The sequence below is a fragment of the Burkholderia sp. BCC1998 genome (assembly GCF_905339875.1).
Lineage (GTDB): Bacteria > Pseudomonadota > Gammaproteobacteria > Burkholderiales > Burkholderiaceae > Burkholderia.
This window is the reverse complement of the sequence record NZ_CAJPHE010000014.1, coordinates 118272-140514: the sequence shown is the minus strand read 5'-3', so window position 1 is coordinate 140514 and position 22243 is coordinate 118272. Positions and strand designations below refer to the sequence as shown.

The following is a 22243-nucleotide window of genomic DNA, read 5'->3' as shown; positions in this document are numbered from 1 at the left end:
ATTCACATGGCACAGGTTATTGACGAACGGAACAACGTGGCTGGCATCAAGATTCGTGCGGTACTAGCCGAAGGAAAGCCTCTCAGCTCGACACGCGCTGTGCGGGATGTGGCTGAGTTGTTTGCATCCGACATCGAAGGATCGCTCCGCGGGCGAGTTCCTCCGGAACTGGTGGACGAATCGTTTCATACACTCGTCCTCACCGTTCTGGAGCAGCGCCTGACCACGATGCTCGTCATCGAGGCGGGCGGCCCGGGAGCAACTTCCGAATCGTTGCCTGTTGCCAATCTGAAGCCTTCGGAGGTGATCGAGCAAGGATTGGTACAGCTTTCAATTGCGAGTTTGTACCGGTACGTGGACGCCAACAGGTTTTATTGTGTGAAGCCGCCTGGTCAGACCAACGGCCGCGCGTTCCCCGCATGGCAATTTGTCCAGCCCGTTCCGGAATTGCTGCCACGCATCCTTGAATTGCTCCGAGGTGCCCTGACAACGGAGGTTCACGCTTTCTTCGTGACGGCTCGCGACGAGTTGAACGAGCTTGCCCCAGCAGAGCTACTGGCCGGCAAGCCGTTCGCTGGCCGTGGCGAACTTCATGCAAGTCAGAAGCGACTTTTGCAACTGGCTGCGATGGAGCGTCAGCGTCTCATACTTGAGACGATTCCGCGCCGTGGAGAAAGCGTGGCTCATTGAGTGGCCACCGCAATGCATCAACAACTTAGTATCGAACCACCGGCCGGCATCGGCGAATTGCTGCCGTCGACTGCGCAACTGATTGCTGGCCTGTCCAACGAACTTGTCGTCATCGAAAGCGGCGCACCACTTTATCGCGCGGCCTATTCCCCGCTCGGTATCGTCCCGGATCGCGTGGCACGGGCGTATCGTTTCGGGCCGCCGAGCGCTCTGGTAGGGCCGGATGGAGTCATGCCCTTTTGGTGGCTCTATATGGCCTTTGAACCGGACACCACGGTCTGGGAGGCACGTTTTTGCCAAAACGATCTGACCCGTCCCGGGACGTTTTATATAGACCGAGACGCGGAGTGCCATGGCGTAATCGCGACGCTTCGCTTCCCGCGACCGCTGCGCCTCTGGAATTTGAACGGAGAGGCGTCGAGCCGGCTTGGCATCTTCGACATGCTGTCGAGTCCTGATTACCAATGGTGCCAATGGTTCGGGGCGCGAGTGCACGATGCCCTCAAAATGTGTTCACCAGCCTCACGTCCGGACGGTGTTGTGTATCCGTCGAGGCGGTATCGCGGCCAGGCGGCGATCATCCTTTCGTCGTCGGCGCTCGAGTCGATGCGAACGGACGTGCAGCGTGAACATGTGCGCTTTGTCGAGCACGCGGCGTATCGACGGCTCTTGGACGATCCGTTGCGCGTGCCACCCCCTCTGGCGACTGGCTAGGCGCCGGAGCAGACGGATGGCCCCGCTAACCCTAGGCGAAGTTTCCGTGGTCGCACGCGCTTAACGTGCGACCACGAAGCTCAGGATGGCCATCTCAACGGCGTTGCGTAAGCAGCCGCAGAAGCTCGTCACGTAGGTCCGAGACGTCGAGCAGATGCCTTGCGCGTGTCACCGCCACATACAGCAACCGCATTTCATCATCATCCAAGGTCAGGCACCCGTCGATCCGCTTGAAGCGGAAGTCGTTCGCGACCTTCACGCGTTTCCACTCGAGTCCTTTCGAGCGGTGGATGGTCGAGATCACGTAGTCAGCACCTGTCTCGGGCATGACACGTCGCGCCAGTGCGCGCAGATAACCGCAAATCGTGCGCTGCAGGATCGCGAGACCATCGCCTTCAGAGTCGATGGCGCAACCTGAACCATGTGTGAGTGCGACGACGCCATCGGACATTCGGGAACTCGGCCAATTCATCTGGATGAATGTCGCGGCGGAAATGATCCGCAATGGCTCGCGCAACCGTAGCCGAACAATTCACGGAGGTGAGGATGCCAATGTAGTTGCGTGTGGCGACACGGCCGTCTGCGCGGACAATTCCCTGGAATGTTGCGGGCTCGTTCGAGCGTACAGTGGGACGGGCAGCCTGACCAAATGCGTAGTCCCGCGCGAAATCACCCATCGCGAGGTTGTGAGTGTGCACGTGCTGCCCCGCGCGAATGGGCTGACTCGCAGAGCCGATCACCTGGCCGTAGCGGTGCACCGCCTCACCCTGAGCGATGTCACGTGTCGCCAGTTTGTGCCCGGGCGGAATCAGTCCCGAGACTGTCACCGCTTCCTTGTCGATCACTGTACCGGACACAAGCTGTTCAAGTGCGTTGACGACATCGTCGGCAGGATTGAGCCGTATGACACGAGCCGACATCGACGCGGTAGTTCGTGCAGACGTGTCGGCGATATTCAACGACATGGCATTACTCCTACGTTTCTTGGGGTAAGAGCCATGTGGGACTCGCGCGACGGGGCCGTCAAGCGGTACTTAGTCGCCTTATCCAGCGCTCCAGGGCGTCTTGCAGCGCGTGTACTCAAGTTGATAGAGACTCATATCTGGTGTTGTCGCGCCCGCTTCGGGCAATGCTGCAAGTCCCGAAACAAAACGGTCAGCCGCTGAACGGACATTGTCCGCCCGGCACCCTTCGACTAGCGCGATCCATGTCGGTACCTTGGTGCCTTCTGAACGCGCCTTCTTTTCCGCCGTTTCCACCTTGCTGATCGCTTCGTCGGCAAGACTCGGGGCACGCCCGTGATACCCAGTAGATCCATGAGGGGCGGCAGGACGCGCTGCGAGGGCTATCTGCTGAGACTTGCCGGATGAACTCACCATCTCAAGCCGCCTGGTTGACGTCCCTATCGACGCTCAGTCGCGGCCAGACCGCCCCCAGTTTCGCGGAGGCTTCGCGCAGTAACGCATGAAAGGAGCCGTAACGCTCCGGCGTTATGCGGAGGACCGGCCCGGCGATACTCAATGTTCCGACTACCGTTTTGTCAACCAACGAACGCACGGTCACGGCCATCGCGACCACACCTGGCTCGGCCTCCTCCACGACCAGACCATAGCCACGTTGCCTCGTCAGCTCGAGCTCCGGTATCAATCGGTCGACGCTGTTAATCGCCTTCGATGTCCCTGCGCGATTGGGCTGGCCGAGTCCGCCACGCAGTGCGAGACCGATGGCTTCGTCGTTTGACATGGCCGCCAACCACACCTTCCCGACCGATGTGGCGTGCAAGGCGATGGGGCTGTGCATGGACGGCGAATACATCAGCCCAGGCGCCGCGCCTTGAGACGCAGCGAACCAGGCGAGTGTCCCTTCGTTCACCACTGTTAGCCGCACGAGTTCATGGCACTGCGCTGCGACTTCATCGAGGATTGGCTGCACTAGGCCCGGCAATCCAAGTCCGTGCAGGTATCGCTGACCGAGTAAAGACAGTTTCAATGTCAAGCGGTACTGCGAAGTCTGCTCATCTTGCTCAGCCCAACCTTGCTCGCAAAGCTGCGCAAGCACTCGATGGGCGGGTCCTTTCTCGAGCTCGAGTTCAGCGGCGATATCGGACATTCGCATCCAGCGCGCCTCACGTGCGAGCAACTCGATCGCTTGAAGCGATCGGTCAACTGCTCCCTTGACAACTCTCATAATTTGCGTAATATGGTTCTTACTGGAACGTTGTTACAACTATAAACGATGACATCGAAAAGTCAATCTACTACGGAGACAAGTCATGAACGGAAGCACCCCGGCTGAGGCTGATCGTCAGCGCCAGTCCAGGATAGCCGCAGCTAGCGGCTGGATTGGCTCAGCGCTTGAGTACTACGACTTCTTCATTTATGCGACCGCAGCGTCGTTGCTCTTCCCGCAACTCTTCTTCCCCTCGGGGAACCCGACCGTTGCCATCATCGCATCACTGGCGACTTTCGGCGTTGGATACGTCGCCCGACCAATAGGCGCCATGGTACTCGGCCACGTCGGAGACCGGCACGGCCGGAAGACGGTGCTGATTTTCTGCATGTTCTTAATGGGTATTTCGACGATGGGCGTGGGACTCTTGCCTACCTATCAGCAGGTCGGCCTCTGGGCCCCCGTGATGCTCGTCGCCCTTCGGCTCATTCAAGGGTTCGCCGTCGCAGGAGAGGTTTCCGGCGCCAGCTCCATGATTCTTGAGCACGCACCGTTCGGTCGGCGTGGCTTCTTTGCAAGCTTCACCCTCCAAGGGGTGCAAGCCGGACAGCTGCTTGCGGCGGCGGTCTTCTTGCCGCTCGCGCATTTCATGTCGAAAGAACACTTCGCCTCCTGGGGATGGCGTATCCCGTTTCTCCTCAGCTTTGTCGTTATCGTCATGGGTTTCATCATTCGCCGTCAGGTCACCGAAACTCCCGCCTTCTCCAACGAGCAGGCTCACGGCGAAGTACCTTCTTCACCGGTTGTGGAGGTCCTCCGACAGAGTTGGGATGATGTCTTGCGCGTCATTTGCATGGCGCTCGTCGCGGTCATCGCGCTTCTTGCTACAGTGTTCGGCGCGGCGTATGCAGTGCAGCCGGCCTACGGTATCGGCTTTCCTGTTGGCGTCTTTCTTTGGATTCCGGTTCTTGGCAACATCTGCTCGGTCATACTGATTCCCTTCGTCGGCAATCTCTCTGACAAAATCGGTCGCCGGCCACCAGTTCTTGCCGGCGTGCTCAGCGCCGGGATGCTCTCTTTCGCATACCTGTACGCCATCAGCATCCATAACCTCTGGCTAACGGTTATTTTTTCGGTGCTGATGTGGGGCATCGCCTACCAAGGGTTCAACGGTGTGTTCCCGAGCCTTTTCCCAGAACTATTCCGCACGCGAGTCCGCGTGACGGGGATGGCCATCGGACAAAACGTTGGGACGACGCTTGCAGCATTGACGCCCACACTTTTTGTAGCCGTCGCGCCTCCCGGCACCGCCAACATTCCGCTGAAAATCGGCGCGCTCACGTTCAGCATCTGTCTTGTGGCTGCATTCGCCGCTTTCACAACGCGGGAAACGTATCGCATGCGCCTCAACGACCTTGGCGACCGCAATGCGATCCCGGTACCCAAAGCCGAATACGAGCGCTTGCGGGCCGAAGCGATAGCTGAATCAACCAAAACTGCCGATACGCAACATCTCGGAAATCAGGTTCGTTCCTAGCCGTTCCCGGCTTGGTGCAACGTGGCACCACCGAATAGAAACAATGCGCCCGCGGCGCTTGCGACTTCACTGACACGCAGACAGGAAATGCATATGCATAACGAAGACACACCCCGTTACGACGGCCCGCGCGAGCTCGCGCAATCTCTCAGCGCGTTTGCGCGCATCAGCGCGGCCGAGGCGCCCTGGAACCAGGAGGGTCTGCGCGCCGATTCCGAATATCGCGACCTCGGACTCGCCGCGGTGACCAACGGTCGCATTGGGGCGAAGCACATCCGCGCGTTGAAGCCGTTCACCGATCCTACTGGCTGGCACTGGCACGACATGACTGGGCACTACCTTTATGTGCTGCGCGGATCTGTGACGTTCCGCTTCGCGGGGGTTGAGGGCGACGTGACGCTCAGCGCAGGCGACGGCTTGTCGCAGCCTGCTGGTGTACCGCATAACGTGATGTGGCGCTCCGACGACCTCGAGGTTATCGAGATCAACGAGCCTGCTGTCTACGGGACTTGGGATCTTGAGGTACCCCCAGCACCCTGGAAGTGACTGTCACAACCATTTGCCGCTTTTATGACATAACGTGCTCCCGGCGCATCCGACCGTCGTGAATGGTCCAAAACCGCATGCAACGGATTGCATAAAAGAGATGCGGTACCCGTCGTCAAGTGGCTTACTACTTGAACGGACGTATCCGACACACCCGTAGTGCGCCACATTTCCGAGCAGTCAGGCAAGACTGCGCCATCAGCCAACATAGACGACCACGCAGCAATGGATCCACATATCACAGGAACAACGCGACTCTATGGGTTAGTGGGCGACCCACTGACGGTAGCTAAGTCGCCCCAATTGTTGAACCAACTCTTCACTGAACAGCGCGTGGATGCAGTTTGCGTTCCGTTCTGGGTGAAGGCCCAAAACCTTCCCGCCTTCGTTAGTGGTGCGCGAGCGACGGGTAATCTCTCGGGCATGCTGGTCACCATGCCTCATAAGCAACGGATGCTGGAATTTGTCGACGAGCTAGATTCAACTGCTCGTCAGGTCGGCGCACTCAACGTCATCCGGTGCGAGGCGGATGGACGTTGGGTTGGCGCGATATTCGATGGCGTTGGATGCGTTCTTGGAATGCACTGGGAAGGCAACCATCCTGCGAACAAGTCTGTGCTTCTCATCGGCTCGGGAGGCGCGGGAAGCGCCATTGCATTTGCAGTCGCGTCCGCAGGTGCGAGGAGGCTAACCATTTCCGATATCGATGAACATCGGGCGGCCGACCTCGCGGCAGCTGTTGCTGCCGAGACCGGCTGCGACGTACGTTCAGGGCCACCCGACCCGCAAGGATTCGAGGTCGTCATCAATGCCACGCCGCTTGGCATGAAAGTGGGTGATGCCATGCCGGTCGATCCGGAGCGGCTCGCGCCTGGCGCAATCGTCGTCGACATCATCAACGCGTGCGAGCCAACTCCGCTCCGACGCGCCGCGCAAGCACGCGGCTGCCGCACACAGGACGGAGGCCCGATGCATCGAGGGCAGGCTGTCTATGCACTTAAGTTTCTAGGATTCGATTACCGCCCCGAGGGACGATCAACACCGGATCCACGATGAATAGGTATTTCAAAGGAGAATACGCATGAGAGTTGCTTTGCTGGAGGTCAGCCATTGGCATGTCCCGCTCTATCTTGATGCGCTGGAAGCGCCCGGAATTCAAGTGGTCGCCGTGTCGGATGCGGAGCATGTCAAGGGCGAGGCGATTGCCGCACGATTCGGAAGCAAGCTGTACTCGTCGGCCTATGAATTGCTTGAGCGTGAAGAAGTCGATTTCGCATTTGTGTTCGGACGGCATTCTGAGATGCCGGCGCTCGCGGAGGCCGTGATCGCGCGTAACATTCCGTTCGCGCTCGAGAAACCTTGCGGCGTCAACATGTCGCAGGTCACCCGACTTCGCGAACTAACCGAGCAGGCCAATCTCTATTGCGCCGTGCCATTGATCTTTCGAATGAGCGAGTTGCTCAGGTCGCTCGAAGGTGCGGAGGGCCGCATACCGTCTGACTTCAACTACATGTCGTTTCGTTTCATTGTGGGGCCGCCCAACCGATACGAGGCGGCTGGCGCTGGCTGGGCGCTCGATCCCCTGTATTCGGGAGGCGGATCGACGATCAATGTGGCGACTCACTTCATCGACTTGTTTAGGTTGTTGACCGGGAAGGAGGTCGCGCGAGTCTCTGCCACGATGAACGCAAGGACGCATCGAGGGGCCGTTGAGGACTATTCGCTGCTGACCATGCAAACCGAAGATGGCGTGATCGGCCTGGTGGAAACGGGATATAGCTTTCCCAGTACCCCCGACGAGCAGCGCGAATTCTCGTTCACCCTTGCATCCGACCGCATTTACGCAAAATCCGGTCCGGACCGAATCGAGATTCGCGAAAGAAGCAACCTTTCCGCCGGCACGCGAAGCCGCCGCCTCCAGCTCGAGACGGACATTTACTATCCCTTGTTCGTGAAGCGGGTGCTCGCTGAATGCCAGACTGGCGCAAGGCCGATCGCGTCATTGCGCGACGCAGAGTTGATGATGCAAGTCATGGATGCCGCTTACGCCTCAGCTCGGCAGGGGGGAGCGCTTCAGTCTCTCGAGCCGATTTCCAAGTGACGGAACCGTCTGGATCACGCACTTATGCTGCAAACAAGCCATTGCAATGCGGCCGACTATCCTGCGCCGAAGGAAGGCGACTGGATCGCGCGAGATTTCCGTTTCAACACCGGTGAGGTGATGCCGACGGTACGGCTACATTACCGAACCATCGGCGACCCATCCGGTGAGCCGGTCCTAGTCCTACACGGCACGACGGGTACGGGCGCGAGCATGTTGACCCCTGGTTTCGCGGGAGAGTTGTTCGGCCCCGGGCAGCCGCTCGATGCCACGAAGTATTTCATCATCCTCCCGGACGCCCTAGGAGCCGGTGGATCATCCAAGCCGTCTGACGGGCTACGCACACGATTCCCGGCTTACAACTACGACGACATGGTGCTCGCGCAGCACCGACTACTGACCGAGCACCTGAATATCCGGCACTTGCGCCTGTTGATCGGTAATTCGATGGGCGGCATGCACGCATGGATTTGGGGTGTGCGGTATCCGGATTTCATGGATGCACTGGTGCCAATGGCGTCACAACCGACGGAAATGTCGGGCCGCAATTGGATGCTGCGCCGCATGCTCATTGAGATGATCCGAAACGACCCGGAGTACCAGACCGGCAATTACACGAGCCAGCCCAGTTCTTTGCGCCTTCTCAACGCGTTTTTTTCGCTGGCCACTAACGGCGGGACGCTGGCATGCCAAAAGGCGGCGTCTACGATGGAGCTAGCCGACAAGTACGTCGATGCCAAGTTGGTCCAGCCGTTCACGTTGGATGCCAACGATTATGTATATCAGTGGAATGCCGCGCGCGGCTATAACCCGGCACCAGGCCTGGAAGACATTGAAGCTGCCGTCCTCGCCATTAACGCCGCCGACGACGAACGCTATCCGCCGGAGACTGGCTTGATGGAGCGGGCAATGCAGCTTGTGCGCAACGGCCGGCTGTTTCTTATCGCTGCGAGCGAGGATACGTGCGGCCACGGCACCAATGGGCTCGCTCGGTTCTATAAGCGCGAGCTGCATGAATTGCTACGGACGGCCCCACGCACAGTCGAAGCATAACGCCTCTCCGACAGCAACACCGGCGGCGTCGCAACCGAAAGCCGTCGGATGCTTTCGCGCCCCGGCTTTCCATTCCACCACTGGCGTACTTGGTTTGAGTCAAAAAGCGTCCCGACTGAACTCTGCGTCGCAACGGACCGCAGTGGATTGGGCAGCGAGGCGGTACGTGGTTCTGAAGACAACCCAGCCTTTCTAACGGCTTCCGCCGAATGTCAGGTCCCAAACGACGCGTTGAGAACCGAGACGCAATCTCGAATGTAATGGTGTTCAACAACACGGTGCCGCCTAAGCGGCTGACGCACGCGCGTCAGGGGTTGCGCCAGCGCGTATCCCGGCGGAAATGAAAGTCACCAGATGCTCGGCCTTGCGCTTCAGGGCGCCGGCCTTGACCTTGCCGCCCGAGATACGCTCGATGCGGCTGTCAAACGCACTCATCACCAACGCGCCCACTGCGAACAAGTAGGCCCAGTGCGCATAGTTGGCGCTATGGCCCGGCAGCGTCTTCCTGATTGCGCTGATGAATTCCGCCGCGAACGGATCGAAATATTCAGCAACGATGCCGCGCTCGGCCTCGCGCGGATCGGAAGCTTCGCGCGCAACAAGTTTGGCATACGCAAGTCCGGACTCTGTATTCTGGATCTGCATCACCGGGAGCACGAAGGCGCGCACGATATGCTCGAGCGGGTCTTCCCCTGCAGCCACGGGCTCACGAAGCAAAGCCAACCGCGTGTCGAGCACGGTCTTGCGGCGCTCGAACAGGGCGCGGTACAGACCCATCTTGGTCTCGAAGTGATACACGATCAACGGTAAGCCGACCTCCGCCGCCGATGCAATATCCCGCATCGAAACGCCATCGAAACCGCCTTCGGCAAACAATCGCTCGGCCACGTCGAGCACCCGCTCACGCTTGCTCGTCTCGACCGTCCGTTGCGCTCCCTTCCCGCTCCGTACGCCGGCCGCCCTTACCGTGACTTCCTTCGCCTGCATGGTTTCTCCGCTGTCCTGTGGCTCGATTGCCCCGAATGCCATTCCGCTCATTACGCGGCGCCAGTTTACACCAACACAATACTGACTGTACGATCGTACAGTCTTAATAACGTGACCGCTGCTATGCGGCGTTGAAGGTAAGTCCCCAAATCAGGAGCAGCCGCACATGACACGACGCTTCATCGATCTATCAATCTATCTGGAAAACGACGTCATTTCCGATCCACCGGGTTACGGCCCCAAGATTCAGTATCTGACGCACCGGAATACGGCCAAAGCCGTTACGGCCTTCTTTCCCGGACTGCAGGAAACCGACCTGCCGGACAACGAAGGCTGGGCCATCGAACACATCCAGTTGAGCACACACAACGGGACGCACCTGGATGCGCCCTATCACTTCCACAGCACGATGAACGATTCGAATGGCGAGCGGGAGCGCTCGATCACCATCGACGAAGTGCCGCTCGATTGGTGCTTCCAGCCCGGCGTGAAGCTTGATTTCGCCGGTTTCGACGATGGCTACGTCGTGACTGCTGCCGACGTCGAAGTCGAGCTTGCGCGCATCGGCCACGAACTCAAGCCGCTTGAAATCGTCGTCATCAACACGCGTGCAGGCAAGCGCTACGGACAACCCGACTATGTTTCCTCGGGTTGCGGCATGGGCTTCGACGCGACCATGTACCTGCTCGAGCGAGGTGTTCGCCTGACTGGCACCGACGCGTGGAGCTGGGATGCGCCATTCGTACATACAGCGAAAAAATATGCCGAAACGCGTGATGCATCGCTGATCTGGGAAGGACACAAGGCCGGCCGCAAGATCGGTTATTGCCACCTGGAAAAACTCCACAATCTCGAGGTGCTGCCACCTCACGGCTTCTTCATCTCGTGCTTCCCGCACAAAATCCGGGGCGCCTCCGCCGGCTGGACTCGCGCAGTCGCGATTTTCGACGACGCCCTCAATGCAACAGCTTGCGACCCGCATCGCACCGCATAGGCAAGGAGCCTCGATGGAACTGAATCACACACACGACGTCACTCAACGCAGTTGGCTGGAAGCGGCCAACGTGGCAGGGACCGATTTTCCGTTGCAGAATCTGCCACTCAGCGTGTTTCGCCGCAGGGGCGTCGGCGAAACCTGGCGCGGCGGGATCGCGATCGGCGACCAGATCGTCGACCTCGCTGCGTTACAGCAGGCGGGCTGCATGGCCGGTCTGGCACTCGAGGCCGTGCGAGCGGCCACGGCAACCACACTGAATGCACTGCTCGATATGGGGCCGACTGCCTGGCGGGCACTGCGTCACGCACTTTTCGACCTGCTTCAAGCCGGCAGTCCGCATGAGCCGGGCGTACGGAAGACGCTGGTATCACAGGCGGAAGCCGAGTACGCCGTACCCGTGCGCATCGGCGACTACACCGACTTCTACACCTCTCTCGATCATGCGGTGAACTGCAGCCGCCCGCTCGGCATGGCGATCAGCCCGAATTTCGACTGGCTACCCATCGCTTATCATGGCCGCGTGTCGTCGATTGACGTCAGCGGTCAGCAGGTTTACCGGCCAATGGGGCAATACCGCCCGGATCCGTCCGCCCCGCCCGTTCACGACGCCTGTCGCCGGCTCGATTACGAGCTGGAACTGGGCGCCGTGATCGGGGTCGGCAATCCGCGCGGTCATTCGATCCCGTTGCGTGACGCTCAACAGCATATTTTCGGGCTCTGCCTGCTGAACGATTGGTCCGCGCGCGACGTCCAGTCGTGGGAAATGCAGCCGCTCGGGCCATTCCTCGCGAAGAATTTCGCGACGACGATATCGCCCTGGCTGGTCAGCCTCGAAGCATTGCTGCCGTACCGCACCACGTGGTCACGCGTCGCCGAACGCCCGCAGCCACTCGACTACCTGTCTTCACACGACAACAGCACGGTCGGTGCGTTCGACATCCAGCTCGAGGCGTCGATCCTCAGCGCGCGTCAACTCGCGCAAGGACGGCAACCGTGTACGTTGACGCGCACCAGTTTCCGGCACCAGTACTGGACGCTGGGGCAGATGATCGCGCACCACACAATGGGGGGCTGCAACCTTCAACCGGGTGACCTGCTGGGAAGCGGCACCATCTCCGGGCCGTCATCGGGAGAAGCCGGCGCGTTGATCGAACTCACGGCAGGCGGCGCGCAACCCGTGGATATCGGCAATGGTGAAAGCCGCACGTTCCTCGACGACGGCGATACCGTCATTTTCCGGGGCTGGTGCGAACGCGATGGTTTTGCTCGAATCGGTTTCGGCACCAACCACGGAACCGTTTTGCAGGTGCCGACCGCGGAAAGCGCTCATTGACCGCAAGTCATTTCGCAACCGGCCACTGATTCAATGCGAGGGCCGCGTTCGTGGTCCTCCGCTTTGAAGCGCCCCGCGGGTGGACTCGCGGTGTCCGCGCGCCGTGCTTGAACATCGCACCCCAAGGCCAGGACGCATTCGTGAAATCGCCGCCAGCAAATAGCGCTGGCGGCGATTTCACGGCATGTGTTTCGGGTGCGCTAGAAGAGGTGACGAACACCCACGACGATGCCCACACTGCTACCGGTTGGCTCATACAGCGCACCATTCACGGTGAACCCGGTGTGCATCAACCCGTGGTTGTTCACGCATGCCGCGGAGCCATACAAGGTCGTTCGTTTCGACAGAAAGTAGTCCAGCCCGACAGACGCCAGCAAAGAATGATTCCCGGAGTCGTTGCTGTCCCGCATGTACCAAACGCCTACGTCGGTGGACAGTACCGGCGTGATCAGATATTCGCCGCCCGCGGCGTACACTTTCTCGTTGAAGGAGCCTGCGATCTTGTAGCTTGTGTACGATCCCTTGAGTGTTGCGCCTCCCCAGCTATAGCTCGCGCCGACCGTTCGACCGCTGAATTCGATCGTTGACGGGAATGGTGTGGAAACGCTGGCTGAACCGCCGGGATTTCCACTGAAGAGGGCAGCGTTCACGACCAGGTCTTTCCATTCGTATCTCACGCGAGCCGCATACTGGCGCCCCGCCTGAAATCCCTTTGGATCGCCGCCCAGCGCAAGCAATGCACTCGCCTGCAAGCCGGCGATCGTCGGGCTCGTGTAGGACACGGCATTCGCGACGAAAATGCCGGTCGCAAAAAAATTGCCCATGTAGATTCCGGCCTGACTCCCGAAGAACGACGCATGCCGCGCGTCCGTGTCGACGATCGCAAGTCCGAACGGCGAGTACTGCAGGCCGGCCTTGACGGTACCGAAGTGTCCGGAGAGCCCGACGAAGGCTTGCCGCCCGAAGAGATTCCCGTTCGAGTTGCCCAGCGCCCCATTGTTCGTCGTAAAGCCGCTTTCGAGCGTAAAGATCGCCTTCGTACCTGCGCCCAAATCCTCGGCACCGGTGATACCGAAGTGAGAACCCGAGATCCCACCATCCGTTGCCGACACCTGATGCGGGCCGCTCGTACCCGTTGCGGCGTCGAAGGTACGGCTCGCGTACATCACGCCGGAGTCCAAGACACCATACAGCGTGACGTTACTTTGCGCATGCGCGATTGACGATAAGCCCGATACTGCGATCGAGAAAGGGATCAGCAGCATCGGAGGGATTTTTTGCATCTTGCTCACGTTTTAATGTCTCCTCCAGTCATGCAGTACTGCAAAATAATTGAATAAGAATCTGCCTCCGTGCGGCGTCCGACGTATGGCGATCAAATGAAGCCGGAAAGATGGCCGCTCCGGCTTCGGTCCTCGGTGTGCTGCCGGGCACGCACGCCGAAGCGTTGGTTTTTCTTGAACCGCCGCCGGCCAGGGAGTGATGTCCCTTGCGACGTTGCCGAGGGATCGGATCGCAAATTTGATCGCACATCCGCCGCAATCGGTTCACGGTATCGATGACGCGGCAAAGCGGTAGCGTGTTTCCGCTGCTGCTTTGCCGCTCCACCCAAGCGGCCCGCGCCGCACTGGCCCGCTCGAAGTACGCGAACCGATCGCGCGGTCATGTATTCACGGAAAGCGCCAACGGCATCAAGTCGCGTGCTTGCGTCCGCGAGAGGACGTACAGCTCGAACCAGTTGCACCACTCGACCATCAGGTGGTCCGAGTGGCCGTGAATGAGTTCTTCCGGCGCGGTCGATGGCCAGAAGATCTCCAGCCGCGCATCGAACCCCGGAAACGTGTCCCTGAATTGGTGCAGCAAGTAACCGACGATCACACCGTCAGGCGTCTCGACGCGCCCCATCATCCGGTTCGGCATATCGGGTGCCGGTTCGATCGGGATACCGCTCCAGTCATCCAGATGGCGGAGCTTCAGGAGGGCCGGCGACTTTGCATGGCCGGGTACTTCCAGAATGCCGACACGCCCGTCCGGGAGCGGTAGGGCACCGAGATGCTCAGGGTGAGCACGAAGCATTGCCGGGCTGTTCGGCCCGCCATATCCCTCCCAGAACCAGGCCACGAACTCCGCGCTGGTGCCCACCGCCACGTGCGCTTCGGCAACTGACGAACTGAAGCGGCCATTCGCACGCAGCGACCAATCCTTCTCGTTCGATTCGTGCTCCGCGATCTCCTGCGCGAATAGGCTGACCATGCCGTCTGCCCCCAGTTTTTCCATGAGCAAGGCCATCATGTAGCGCGCCCTTTTGACCTCCATTCTGAGGATGTCCTCGCAGGCCACCTCCGTACCTGACTTGAAAAACGTGACTGCTTTCACTTGAACCTCCGTCGCGCTGGTGAACGAGTTGCCATGTTTCCCGACTCGCGCCACTAACGCAAGTAAACTTGCGTTAGTGTTTACCGCATGCCTGTCGACCGTCGCTCATGGTCGGACAGCCGTGACGACGCGGGCAGTCGATGCAACGATGTGTAAAATCCGCTCATGCCAAAGTCAGCCGAACAAGAATCCCCGTCGCCTCGTCGCCGCCTGGGCGGTCGCAGCGCACGCGTCCGTGAAGCCGTGATCTCCGCAACGATTGCCCAATTGCAGGCAGCGGGTTTCGAGGGGCTCAACATCGGTGCCATCGCCGCGCTCGCGGGCGTGCATGAGAGTTCGATCTATCGCCGCTGGAAGAGCAAGGAAGGGCTGATGATGGAGGCCGTCTTCGAGCTTTTTGCCGAGCACATCGCGATACCGGATCGTGGTTCGCTGCACGCGGATCTCGTCGCACTGCTGTCGGCAACCGCGCGCTACTTGCGAACGGGCGTGGGCAGGTCTGCCATTCAGTTCGTGCTGGCGACGTACAACGATGCGACCTTGGCGGGCGAACTGCGCAGGTTGTGGGCGAACCGCTTTTCGGCGGTTCAGCAGATTTTCGATCGCGCCGCAAAAATGGGCGAGTGGCCGCAGGGGGCGGATCCAATGCCCCTGCTTCATTGCCTGATCGGTGCCGTTTATCTACGCACACTGATCCTGCACGAGCGCGTCACGACCGATCAGATTCGAGAACTGACGCGTTGGATGCTTCGCGGGCGAGACGCCTGAGCATCGGGCAATCTAAGAGATCAGACCATCGGGGCCGGCCAAGCGCTCGAAGAGACTCCGTCAATTGCGATTGGAACAGCCGATCGTGACATGGTGATAGGGTTCCTACGCCAACAGCCCTCAACCGAGCGCTTGGTGACCCTGAGAAACGGACGCGAGCACCGATGCTGGTTCATTGAGTTTGAGTGGTACTCGGGATGGAAGGTGAACCGCCCCGGGAATCGTGGAGGCTGGTTGATTTAAGTTGATGCGGGTTCAGCGGCAGCTGTTTCAAGTCGCCGATAGTAGCCTGCCTCAGCTTCGGCGGACGGGGTACAGCCGAGGGGTTCCGTCAACCGATGATGATTTACCCAAGTACTACTCGGATAGGCGTTGCCAATTCAACGGATAACTTCGTCAGGCAGCCCCACCGCGCATCTGCGAAACGGCCCGCGCGCGCGCCGTGAACGTCAGGATCACCGCACCGGCGAGCGCCGATGCGCCGGCGAGGGCGAACGCGCTCGCGTACCCGCCGCCATACTGAACAAGCCAGCCAGTCACGCTCGGCGACAGGATGCCCGCGAGATTTGCAAGCAGGTGAACGAACCCGCCCGCCGAGCCGACACGATCGCGCGGCACGATTTCCTGCAGCAGCGACCAGCACGCCTGCGGCGCCATGAACGCGAACAGGCTCGCGATCGCGATCAGCGTGACGGCCGCACCGAGCGAGCTCACGCGCGACGCCAGCAGCACGCAGGCCGCTGCCACCGCCAGCCCGACGACGATCACGATCTTGCGCGCGAACAGCACGTCGCCAGTGCGGCGGTAGATGCGGTCCGACACGGTGCCGCCAGCCACGAAGCCGACGGTCGCGCCAAGCCACGGAAGGATCCCGACGACGCTCATCTGCTTGATATTCAGATGCTGGTAGTCGGTCAGGTAGCTCGGCAGCCACGACAGGAAGAAGTACAGCACGTAGTTGAAGCTGAAGAACGCGAGCGCGACGCCGAGCACCGGCCGCGACAACAGATCGCGCAGTAGCGGACGCACGGCGTGGTCGTCCGCATGCGCATCGGGTGCGACGTCGATCATCCGGTCGGATGCGATCTCGCGCGCCTCTTCCGGCGACACGCGTGGATGGCTGGCCGGATCGTCGCGGAACAACGCCCACCACGCGGCGAGCCACACGAAGCCGAGCGCGGCGATCACGACGAACGACACGCGCCAGCCGAACTGCAGCGCGACCAGACCGACGATCGGCGCCGCGATCGCCGCGCCGAGCGGCTGCCCGGCATTGGTCCAGCCGACCGCGCGTCCCGCCTCACGGCGCGGGAACCAGTTCGAGATTGCCTTGTTGGTGGTCGTCCCCATCGGCCCTTCGCCGATCCCGAACGCGACACGTACCACGAGCAGGTGCGCGAACGATCCGGCCAGCGCGGTAGCGCCGCAGAACAGCGACCACACGCCGGCCGCACACGCGAACACGCGCCGGGGCCCGAACCGGTCCGCGGCCCAGCCGCCGACAAAGCAGAACACACAGTAGCCGATGAAGAAGCTGCTGAACAGGATGCCCATCTGCGCGTCGTCGATGCCGAGTTCACGCTTGATGATCGGCGCGACGACGGACAGCGCCGCGCGATCGAGATAATTCAGCATACCGGCGCCGAACAGCAGCGCGCCGATCCACCAGCGGTAACGCGTTTTCATGTTGTCTCCTGTCGAGCCGGGCAAGTGCCTGCGCATCCGCCCGGCTTCATGGTTTCCGATTGCGCCGCCACATCGGCGACGGCTTCAGATGCGTGCGCCATGCGCACGCTTCCTGCGTTCAACCGATGGTCGCGTGCGCGATCGTGTTGCGTGCCAGCACCGCTTCGTCTGGCAAGAAGCCAAGCCCGGGCACATCGGGCAAGCGCAGCCGCGCCCCGGGCCGCTGCGCGTCATGCAACCGCTCGGGCCAGTCGAGATAGGGAATTTCGAGCGCGACATCGTCGGGCAGCGCCGCGACCACGTGCGCGGTCGCCAGCAGCCCCGCTCCGTAGTAGAAACAGTGCGGCACAACGCGCACGCCGTGCTCCGCCGCAAGCGCGATCACTTCCGTGATGCCGGTCGGTCCGCCGATCTTCGCGATGCTTGGCTGCGCGACGTCGAGCGCCCCGTGTTCGAACAGGTCGCGAAAGCCCGCGACACCCGACGCGTTCTCGCCCGCCGCGACTGGCACGCCGGCGCCGCGCACGCGCGCGATGCCGCCCGCGTCGTCGCAAGGCCACACCGGTTCCTCGATCCAGCCGAGACGCAGGTCGGCCAGCTCGCTCACATGCCGCAGCGCGTCGCTCGCCGACCACGGGCAGTTCACGTCGACCATCAGTTCGCTGCCGGCCGGCAGTGCCGCGCGCGCGGCCGCGATGGCCGCACGTTGCGTCTCGTGCAGCTTGATGCGCCGGAACCCCTCGTCCGACGCCAGCCGCACGTGGCGCGCGACTTCGTCGGGGTCGTTGTCGTAGCTGACCAGGCTCGCATACACGTCGATCTCGTTGCGATGGCCGCCGAGCCAGCGATACAGCGGCACGCCGACCGCCTGCGCGGCGAGGTCGTGCAGCGCCGTGTCGATCGCGGACAACGCGTACAACACCGGTCCGGTGCGCCCGAACGCATGCAACGCGCGATCGGCCGCGTCACGCAATGCGGCGATCCCGTGCCGCGTAGGCTCGAATTCGGCGCCCTTGAACCAGCGGCCGACCGGGCCTTCGAGCGCGGCGAACGTGACGGGATTGACCATATGACCGAATGCTTCGCCCCAGCCGACGCGCCCTGCGACATCGGTGAGCCTGACCAGCAGCGACTCCATGCGGCGCAGCGAGCGGTCTGCGGCGTTATACGAGTCCGCGGCGGCCGGTTCAACTGCGGCGGCGGGACGGCGGCCCGCATCGAATGCGAGCGAAAGGCGAATGACTTCGATGGCGACGATTTTCACGAACGTATTCCCGGTGCGGAGGGTCGGGGGCATGGATGCGGCCGACGGCGGAAAATGCGATGTGACGGACGACGGCAGCAGTGCGAGACCGTTCGACTGCGTGCCGTCGGCCGCCAACATAGTCAGTCATCGTATAACTGTGGTCGTCGTTGTGCAACCTATCTCCAACTACTTTCCGCATGTTTACTAGGATGGCTCACATCCACATATTATGTGACATCTTATGACTTAATTCCAACGGGGAAGACGGAATTCAATGTTTCATGGAATCCAGAAGCGGAGGCGTGGAGTAGTCGCATCAGGCGAGTTCTAGGAGAAAGCACTGCAACCATCGACATTAGGGCGTCCGTCGTCCCTCCTCCCTTGACGAGACAAAAGCGACGCTCGTGCATGCGGCTGCTTATTCGGGCATTCCGCAGGGCCTCCGCCCGTTCAAGGCCGCGCACGAAGTGCTGATGGCGCAGCGATTGTTGAAGTAACGACGCGCCGACTGCCGGGGCTCCCGCGATCGGATACCCCGGCATGGACCGGCGCACGCGGCCGCCATCATCACAGCGCGTTCGGCGCTCTCCTCCCGTCAAGCACGGCCGCGACATTGTCGAGCGCGGTAAGCCCCATCTGGTCGCGCGTCTCGATGGTCGCACTCGCCATGTGCGGCGACAGAAACACATTGTCGAGTGTGGCAAAGCGCGGATCGATGTTGGGCTCGTTCCAATAAACATCAAGCCCCGCGGCGAACAGCCGATGCGAGGTCAACGCGTCGTAAAGCGCATCCTCGTCGACGAGACTTCCACGCGCCGCGTTGACGAACACCGCACCGTCGCGCATCAAACCGAACAAACCGAACTCGCGGCGCGTCATCAACGGCGTGCCGCCGCCCGGCACGTGCAGCGTGAGGATGTCGCACTGCGGCAGCAGCGTGTCGAGATCCCCGCAATAGCGCGCGCCGGCCTCGATCTCCGGCGGTGCCGGCCGCCGATCGGTATAGATGATCTTCATCCCGAACCCGCGTGCGCGCTGGGCGACCGCGCGGCCGATCCGGCCGAAACCGACGATCCCGAGCGTCTTGCCGTTCACGCGCGTGCCGAGCATGTCGGTCATGCCGAACGACTTGCCCCACCCCGCGCGCACGATGCGCTCGTATTCCGACGCACGCCGGCACGCGGCCAGAACGAGCAGCATCGTGAAATCGGCCGTGCAATCGGTCAGCGCGTCGGATGCGTTGCTGACCGTGATGCCGCGTGCGCGTGCGGCGGCGACATCCATGTGGTCGTACCCGGCGCTCGCATTCGCGATGATCTTCACGCTCGGCGGCAATGCCGCGATGTGCTCGGCTTGCAGCCCCGATTTCTTGCCGATCAGCACCGCCGGCGTCTCGTAGCGGTTGCAGAACTCGACGACGGACGGCGCGTCCATGTCGGCGTCCGTGACATACGCGTTGAATTCGGATTCGGCGCGTGCGGCCACCGCGGCGGGAACGCGTCGCGCAACCAGCAGGCGGGTGCGATTGTTGTCAGGCATGGTCTCGTCCTTGAGTCGGAAAACGGAACACAGCCTACGAACGGCAGTCGGCGCCGGTCAATATTGATTGATTCGATCAACATATCCGCGCGGCCGTGCGCGCCGCCGGATGACCCGAACGTCTCCGGGCATATCCCCGTCGTGCGAGGCCGCGGCAACACGCGCGCGGCACCGCTACGAACTCAGGAAAACCCTGACTTGCGCCCGTCAGGACGGGGCAGTTGATGTTGATTGAACGAATCAAGATTGCTGCGGCGTCGCCGCCGCGCAATGCTTTTCTCACGCTCAACGAACCGAACACGAGGTCGGGAAAATGCAGACAGGGAAGAAAATCGCGGCGGTGACGGGCGCAGGCACCGGCATCGGACAGACCGCTGCGGTAGCGCTCGCGCAAGCCGGTTTCAGCGTCGCGCTGCTCGGCCGGCGCATCGATCCGCTACTCGCGACGCAAGAGATCATCGAGCGGGCCGGGGGCGTGGCAGCGGCGATTCCGACCGACGTGTCCGACGAAGCATCGGTCGACGCGAGCTTCGCACAGATCGCGCATACGTTCGGGCGCCTCGACGTGCTGTTCAACAACGCGGGCCGCAACGCCGGCGCCGTGCCGATCGACGATTATACGGTGCAATTCTGGAACGACGTGGTCGCGACCAACCTGACTGGCGTGTTCCTGTGCGCACGCGCCGCGTGGCGCCAGATGAAGCGCCAGACGCCGCAAGGCGGGCGCATCATCAACAACGGCTCGATCTCCGCCCACACCCCGCGCCCGAACACGATCGCGTACACGGCCACGAAGCACGCCGTCCTCGGCATCACGCGCTCGCTTGCCCTCGATGGCCGGCCGTTCAACATCGCGTGCGGCCAGATCGATATCGGCAACGCCGCGACCTCGCTCACCGAACGCATGGACAGCGGCGTGCTGCAGGCCGACGGCCGCATCGCGCCCGAGCCGCGCGTCGACGTCGCGCATGTCGCGAGTGCGATCGTGCAGATGGCCAACCTGCCGCTTGAAGCCAACATTCTGAACATGACGATCATGGCGAGCGCGATGCCCTTCGTCGGACGCGGCTGACCGCACGCGCGCCCGAGCACGGCAAGTGCGCCGGCGCAACCCCCATAAAAATAGGAGACGACATTGAAAACCGCAGAAGAGCAGGTTTCGGCCATGCGCGAGTTCGACGCGCACGCGGGCATCGCAACACGATCCCGGGTGCGCTACGGCGTGCTGTCGATGTTGCTCGTGGCAACGATCCTCAACTACGTCGACCGCTCGGCGCTCGGCATCGTCGCGCCCGCGCTGTCGAAGGATCTCGCGCTCACCCGCGTGCAGATGGGCGAGCTGTTCGCGGTGTTCGGCCTCGCGTACTCAATCGCGCTGCTGCCGGCAGGCGTGCTCGCCGACCTGCTCGGCTCGCGCGTAGCGTATGCTCTGTCGCTCGTCGGCTGGTCGCTTGCGACGCTCACGCAAGGGCTCGCGCACGGCTATCACATGCTGCTCGGCTCGCGGCTCGCGATGGGCGCGCTCGAGGCGCCCGCGTTTCCGTCGAACGCGCGCGCGGTGACGATGTGGTTTCCGGTCCAGGAGCGCGGGTTTGCGACGAGTGTGTACGTGATGGGCCAGTACATCGGCACACCGCTCTTCACCGGCCTGCTGCTGTGGATCTCGTCGGCGTTCGGCTGGCGCACCGTGTTTTTCGCGACGGGCGCGTTCGGCGTTCTGTTCAGCGTCGTCTGGTACCGGCTCTATCGCGATCCGTCGCGCCATCGCGGAGTCAATGCGGCCGAGCTGCATTACATCACCGAAGGTCGCCCGGTGGTGACCGCGCGCGATCCATTCGACTGGCGCATGGCGCTGCGTCTGCTCGGCTACCGGCAGATCCTCGCGATCTGTCTCGGCAAGTTCTGCAACAACACGCTGCTGGTGTTCTTCACGACCTGGTTCATGACCTATCTGGTCGAGGATCGGCACATGTCGATGATCAAGGTCGGCTTCTTCCAGGCGATGCCGTTCATCGGCGCGACGCTGGGCATCCTGATCGCCGGCTATTTGTCCGATCTTTGCATCCGGCGCGGTGTGTCGATGTCGTCATCGCGCAAGGCGCCGCTCGTGATCGGCACCTTCCTCGGCGCATCGATCGTGCTCGTCAACTTCGTGCATTCGAACGCGCTGGTAATCGCGATCCTGACCGTCGCGTTCTTCGCGCAGGGAATCGGCTCGATGTCGTGGGCGGCCGTGTCCGAGATCGCGCCGAAACGCTATGTCGGGCTCACGAGCAGCATCACGAGCCTCGCCGCGAATATCGCCGCCGTGACCACGCCGCTGATGATCGGCTACGTGACACAGCACACCGGTAATTTTTTCTGGGCGCTGAACCTGATGGGTGCGATCTGCCTCGTCGGCACCCTGTCGTATTCGGTGCTGCTCGGCAAGCTGTCGCGTATCGAACTCTGAACTGCACTCCTGCTGCCACCTGCCCTTGCGCGGACTCCCCAACCTGACG

Annotated in this window: 20 protein-coding genes and 1 pseudogene; 12 read left to right on the top strand and 9 right to left on the bottom strand. The window is 61.6% G+C overall.

The annotated features are described in order from the left end of the window. The first annotated feature begins 6 nt into the window (after positions 1 to 6). Positions 7 to 690, top strand: coding sequence for a hypothetical protein (locus U5A56_RS23430; RefSeq protein WP_257774500.1), 684 nt, complete (start codon positions 7 to 9; stop codon positions 688 to 690). Between the two features lie 12 nt (positions 691 to 702). Next, complete coding sequence (locus U5A56_RS23425; protein ID WP_257774501.1) at positions 703 to 1404, top strand: RES family NAD+ phosphorylase; 702 nt, start codon at positions 703 to 705, stop codon at positions 1402 to 1404. A 94-nt stretch (positions 1405 to 1498) separates the two neighbouring features. Here the strand turns inward: U5A56_RS23425 and U5A56_RS23420 are convergent, their stop codons facing one another. From U5A56_RS23420 to U5A56_RS23410, 3 genes and pseudogenes are all read right to left on the bottom strand, one after another. Then, complete coding sequence (locus tag U5A56_RS23420; protein ID WP_374692753.1) at positions 1499 to 1732, bottom strand: ATP-binding domain-containing protein; 234 nt, start codon at positions 1730 to 1732, stop codon at positions 1499 to 1501. A 24-nt stretch (positions 1733 to 1756) separates the two neighbouring features. Beyond that, positions 1757 to 2369 (bottom strand): annotated as a pseudogene (locus tag U5A56_RS23415) (UxaA family hydrolase); the annotation flags it as partial. A gap of 415 nt (positions 2370 to 2784) precedes the next feature. Then, positions 2785 to 3591: an IclR family transcriptional regulator gene (locus U5A56_RS23410; protein ID WP_257774502.1), complete on the bottom strand. Its 807-nt coding sequence runs from the start codon at positions 3589 to 3591 to the stop codon at positions 2785 to 2787. An 85-nt stretch (positions 3592 to 3676) separates the two neighbouring features. Between U5A56_RS23410 and U5A56_RS23405 the strand changes: the two genes are divergently transcribed. From U5A56_RS23405 to U5A56_RS23385, 5 genes are all read left to right on the top strand, one after another. Then, positions 3677 to 5110 (top strand): MFS transporter, encoded by a 1434-nt coding sequence (locus tag U5A56_RS23405; RefSeq protein ID WP_257774503.1) that lies wholly within the window; start codon positions 3677 to 3679, stop codon positions 5108 to 5110. Between the two features lie 93 nt (positions 5111 to 5203). Further along, positions 5204 to 5656: a cupin domain-containing protein gene (locus tag U5A56_RS23400; protein ID WP_257774504.1), complete on the top strand. Its 453-nt coding sequence runs from the start codon at positions 5204 to 5206 to the stop codon at positions 5654 to 5656. Between the two features lie 225 nt (positions 5657 to 5881). Continuing rightward, the gene (locus U5A56_RS23395; protein WP_257774505.1) at positions 5882 to 6712 is read left to right on the top strand and encodes a shikimate dehydrogenase family protein; all 831 of its coding nucleotides are present in this window, start codon (positions 5882 to 5884) and stop codon (positions 6710 to 6712) included. Positions 6713 to 6737: 25 nt separating this feature from the next. Next, a complete protein-coding gene (locus U5A56_RS23390; protein ID WP_257774506.1) occupies positions 6738 to 7757 on the top strand; it encodes a Gfo/Idh/MocA family protein in 1020 nt (339 codons plus the stop codon). 24 nt (positions 7758 to 7781) lie between these two features. Beyond that, the gene (locus U5A56_RS23385; RefSeq protein ID WP_257774507.1) at positions 7782 to 8810 is read left to right on the top strand and encodes an alpha/beta fold hydrolase; all 1029 of its coding nucleotides are present in this window, start codon (positions 7782 to 7784) and stop codon (positions 8808 to 8810) included. 285 nt (positions 8811 to 9095) lie between these two features. Here the strand turns inward: U5A56_RS23385 and U5A56_RS23380 are convergent, their stop codons facing one another. Next, the gene (locus U5A56_RS23380) at positions 9096 to 9797 is read right to left on the bottom strand and encodes a TetR/AcrR family transcriptional regulator (protein ID WP_257774508.1); all 702 of its coding nucleotides are present in this window, start codon (positions 9795 to 9797) and stop codon (positions 9096 to 9098) included. Positions 9798 to 9963: 166 nt separating this feature from the next. Between U5A56_RS23380 and U5A56_RS23375 the strand changes: the two genes are divergently transcribed. Together U5A56_RS23375 and fahA are read left to right on the top strand one after the other, a co-directional pair. Then, positions 9964 to 10791 carry a cyclase family protein gene (locus tag U5A56_RS23375; RefSeq protein WP_257774509.1) on the top strand — a complete coding sequence of 276 codons (828 nt, stop codon included), beginning with the start codon at positions 9964 to 9966 and terminating at the stop codon, positions 10789 to 10791. 13 nt (positions 10792 to 10804) lie between these two features. Further along, the gene (gene fahA / locus U5A56_RS23370) at positions 10805 to 12127 is read left to right on the top strand and encodes a fumarylacetoacetase (protein ID WP_257774510.1); all 1323 of its coding nucleotides are present in this window, start codon (positions 10805 to 10807) and stop codon (positions 12125 to 12127) included. A 200-nt stretch (positions 12128 to 12327) separates the two neighbouring features. Here fahA and U5A56_RS23365 read toward each other — a convergent pair whose 3' ends face one another. Further along, positions 12328 to 13410, bottom strand: a complete 1083-nt coding sequence (locus tag U5A56_RS23365) for a porin (protein WP_257774581.1) — start codon at positions 13408 to 13410, stop codon at positions 12328 to 12330. 379 nt (positions 13411 to 13789) lie between these two features. After that, complete coding sequence (locus tag U5A56_RS23360; protein ID WP_257774511.1) at positions 13790 to 14503, bottom strand: hypothetical protein; 714 nt, start codon at positions 14501 to 14503, stop codon at positions 13790 to 13792. Positions 14504 to 14746: 243 nt separating this feature from the next. Between U5A56_RS23360 and U5A56_RS23355 the strand changes: the two genes are divergently transcribed. Then, positions 14747 to 15271, top strand: coding sequence for a TetR/AcrR family transcriptional regulator (locus U5A56_RS23355; RefSeq protein WP_257774512.1), 525 nt, complete (start codon positions 14747 to 14749; stop codon positions 15269 to 15271). A gap of 396 nt (positions 15272 to 15667) precedes the next feature. Here the strand turns inward: U5A56_RS23355 and U5A56_RS23345 are convergent, their stop codons facing one another. The 3 genes from U5A56_RS23345 to U5A56_RS23335 form a co-directional block, all read right to left on the bottom strand. Beyond that, positions 15668 to 16957, bottom strand: coding sequence for an MFS transporter (locus U5A56_RS23345; protein WP_257774513.1), 1290 nt, complete (start codon positions 16955 to 16957; stop codon positions 15668 to 15670). 118 nt (positions 16958 to 17075) lie between these two features. Next, a complete protein-coding gene (locus U5A56_RS23340; protein WP_257774514.1) occupies positions 17076 to 18221 on the bottom strand; it encodes a mandelate racemase/muconate lactonizing enzyme family protein in 1146 nt (381 codons plus the stop codon). A gap of 549 nt (positions 18222 to 18770) precedes the next feature. Next, complete coding sequence (locus U5A56_RS23335; protein ID WP_257774515.1) at positions 18771 to 19742, bottom strand: 2-hydroxyacid dehydrogenase; 972 nt, start codon at positions 19740 to 19742, stop codon at positions 18771 to 18773. Between the two features lie 313 nt (positions 19743 to 20055). Here U5A56_RS23335 and U5A56_RS23330 point away from each other — a divergent pair, with 313 nt between their 5' ends. Together U5A56_RS23330 and U5A56_RS23325 are read left to right on the top strand one after the other, a co-directional pair. Continuing rightward, a complete protein-coding gene (locus tag U5A56_RS23330; protein ID WP_257774516.1) occupies positions 20056 to 20814 on the top strand; it encodes an SDR family oxidoreductase in 759 nt (252 codons plus the stop codon). A gap of 93 nt (positions 20815 to 20907) precedes the next feature. Beyond that, positions 20908 to 22194: an MFS transporter gene (locus U5A56_RS23325; RefSeq protein WP_257774582.1), complete on the top strand. Its 1287-nt coding sequence runs from the start codon at positions 20908 to 20910 to the stop codon at positions 22192 to 22194. Positions 22195 to 22243 lie beyond the last annotated feature (49 nt).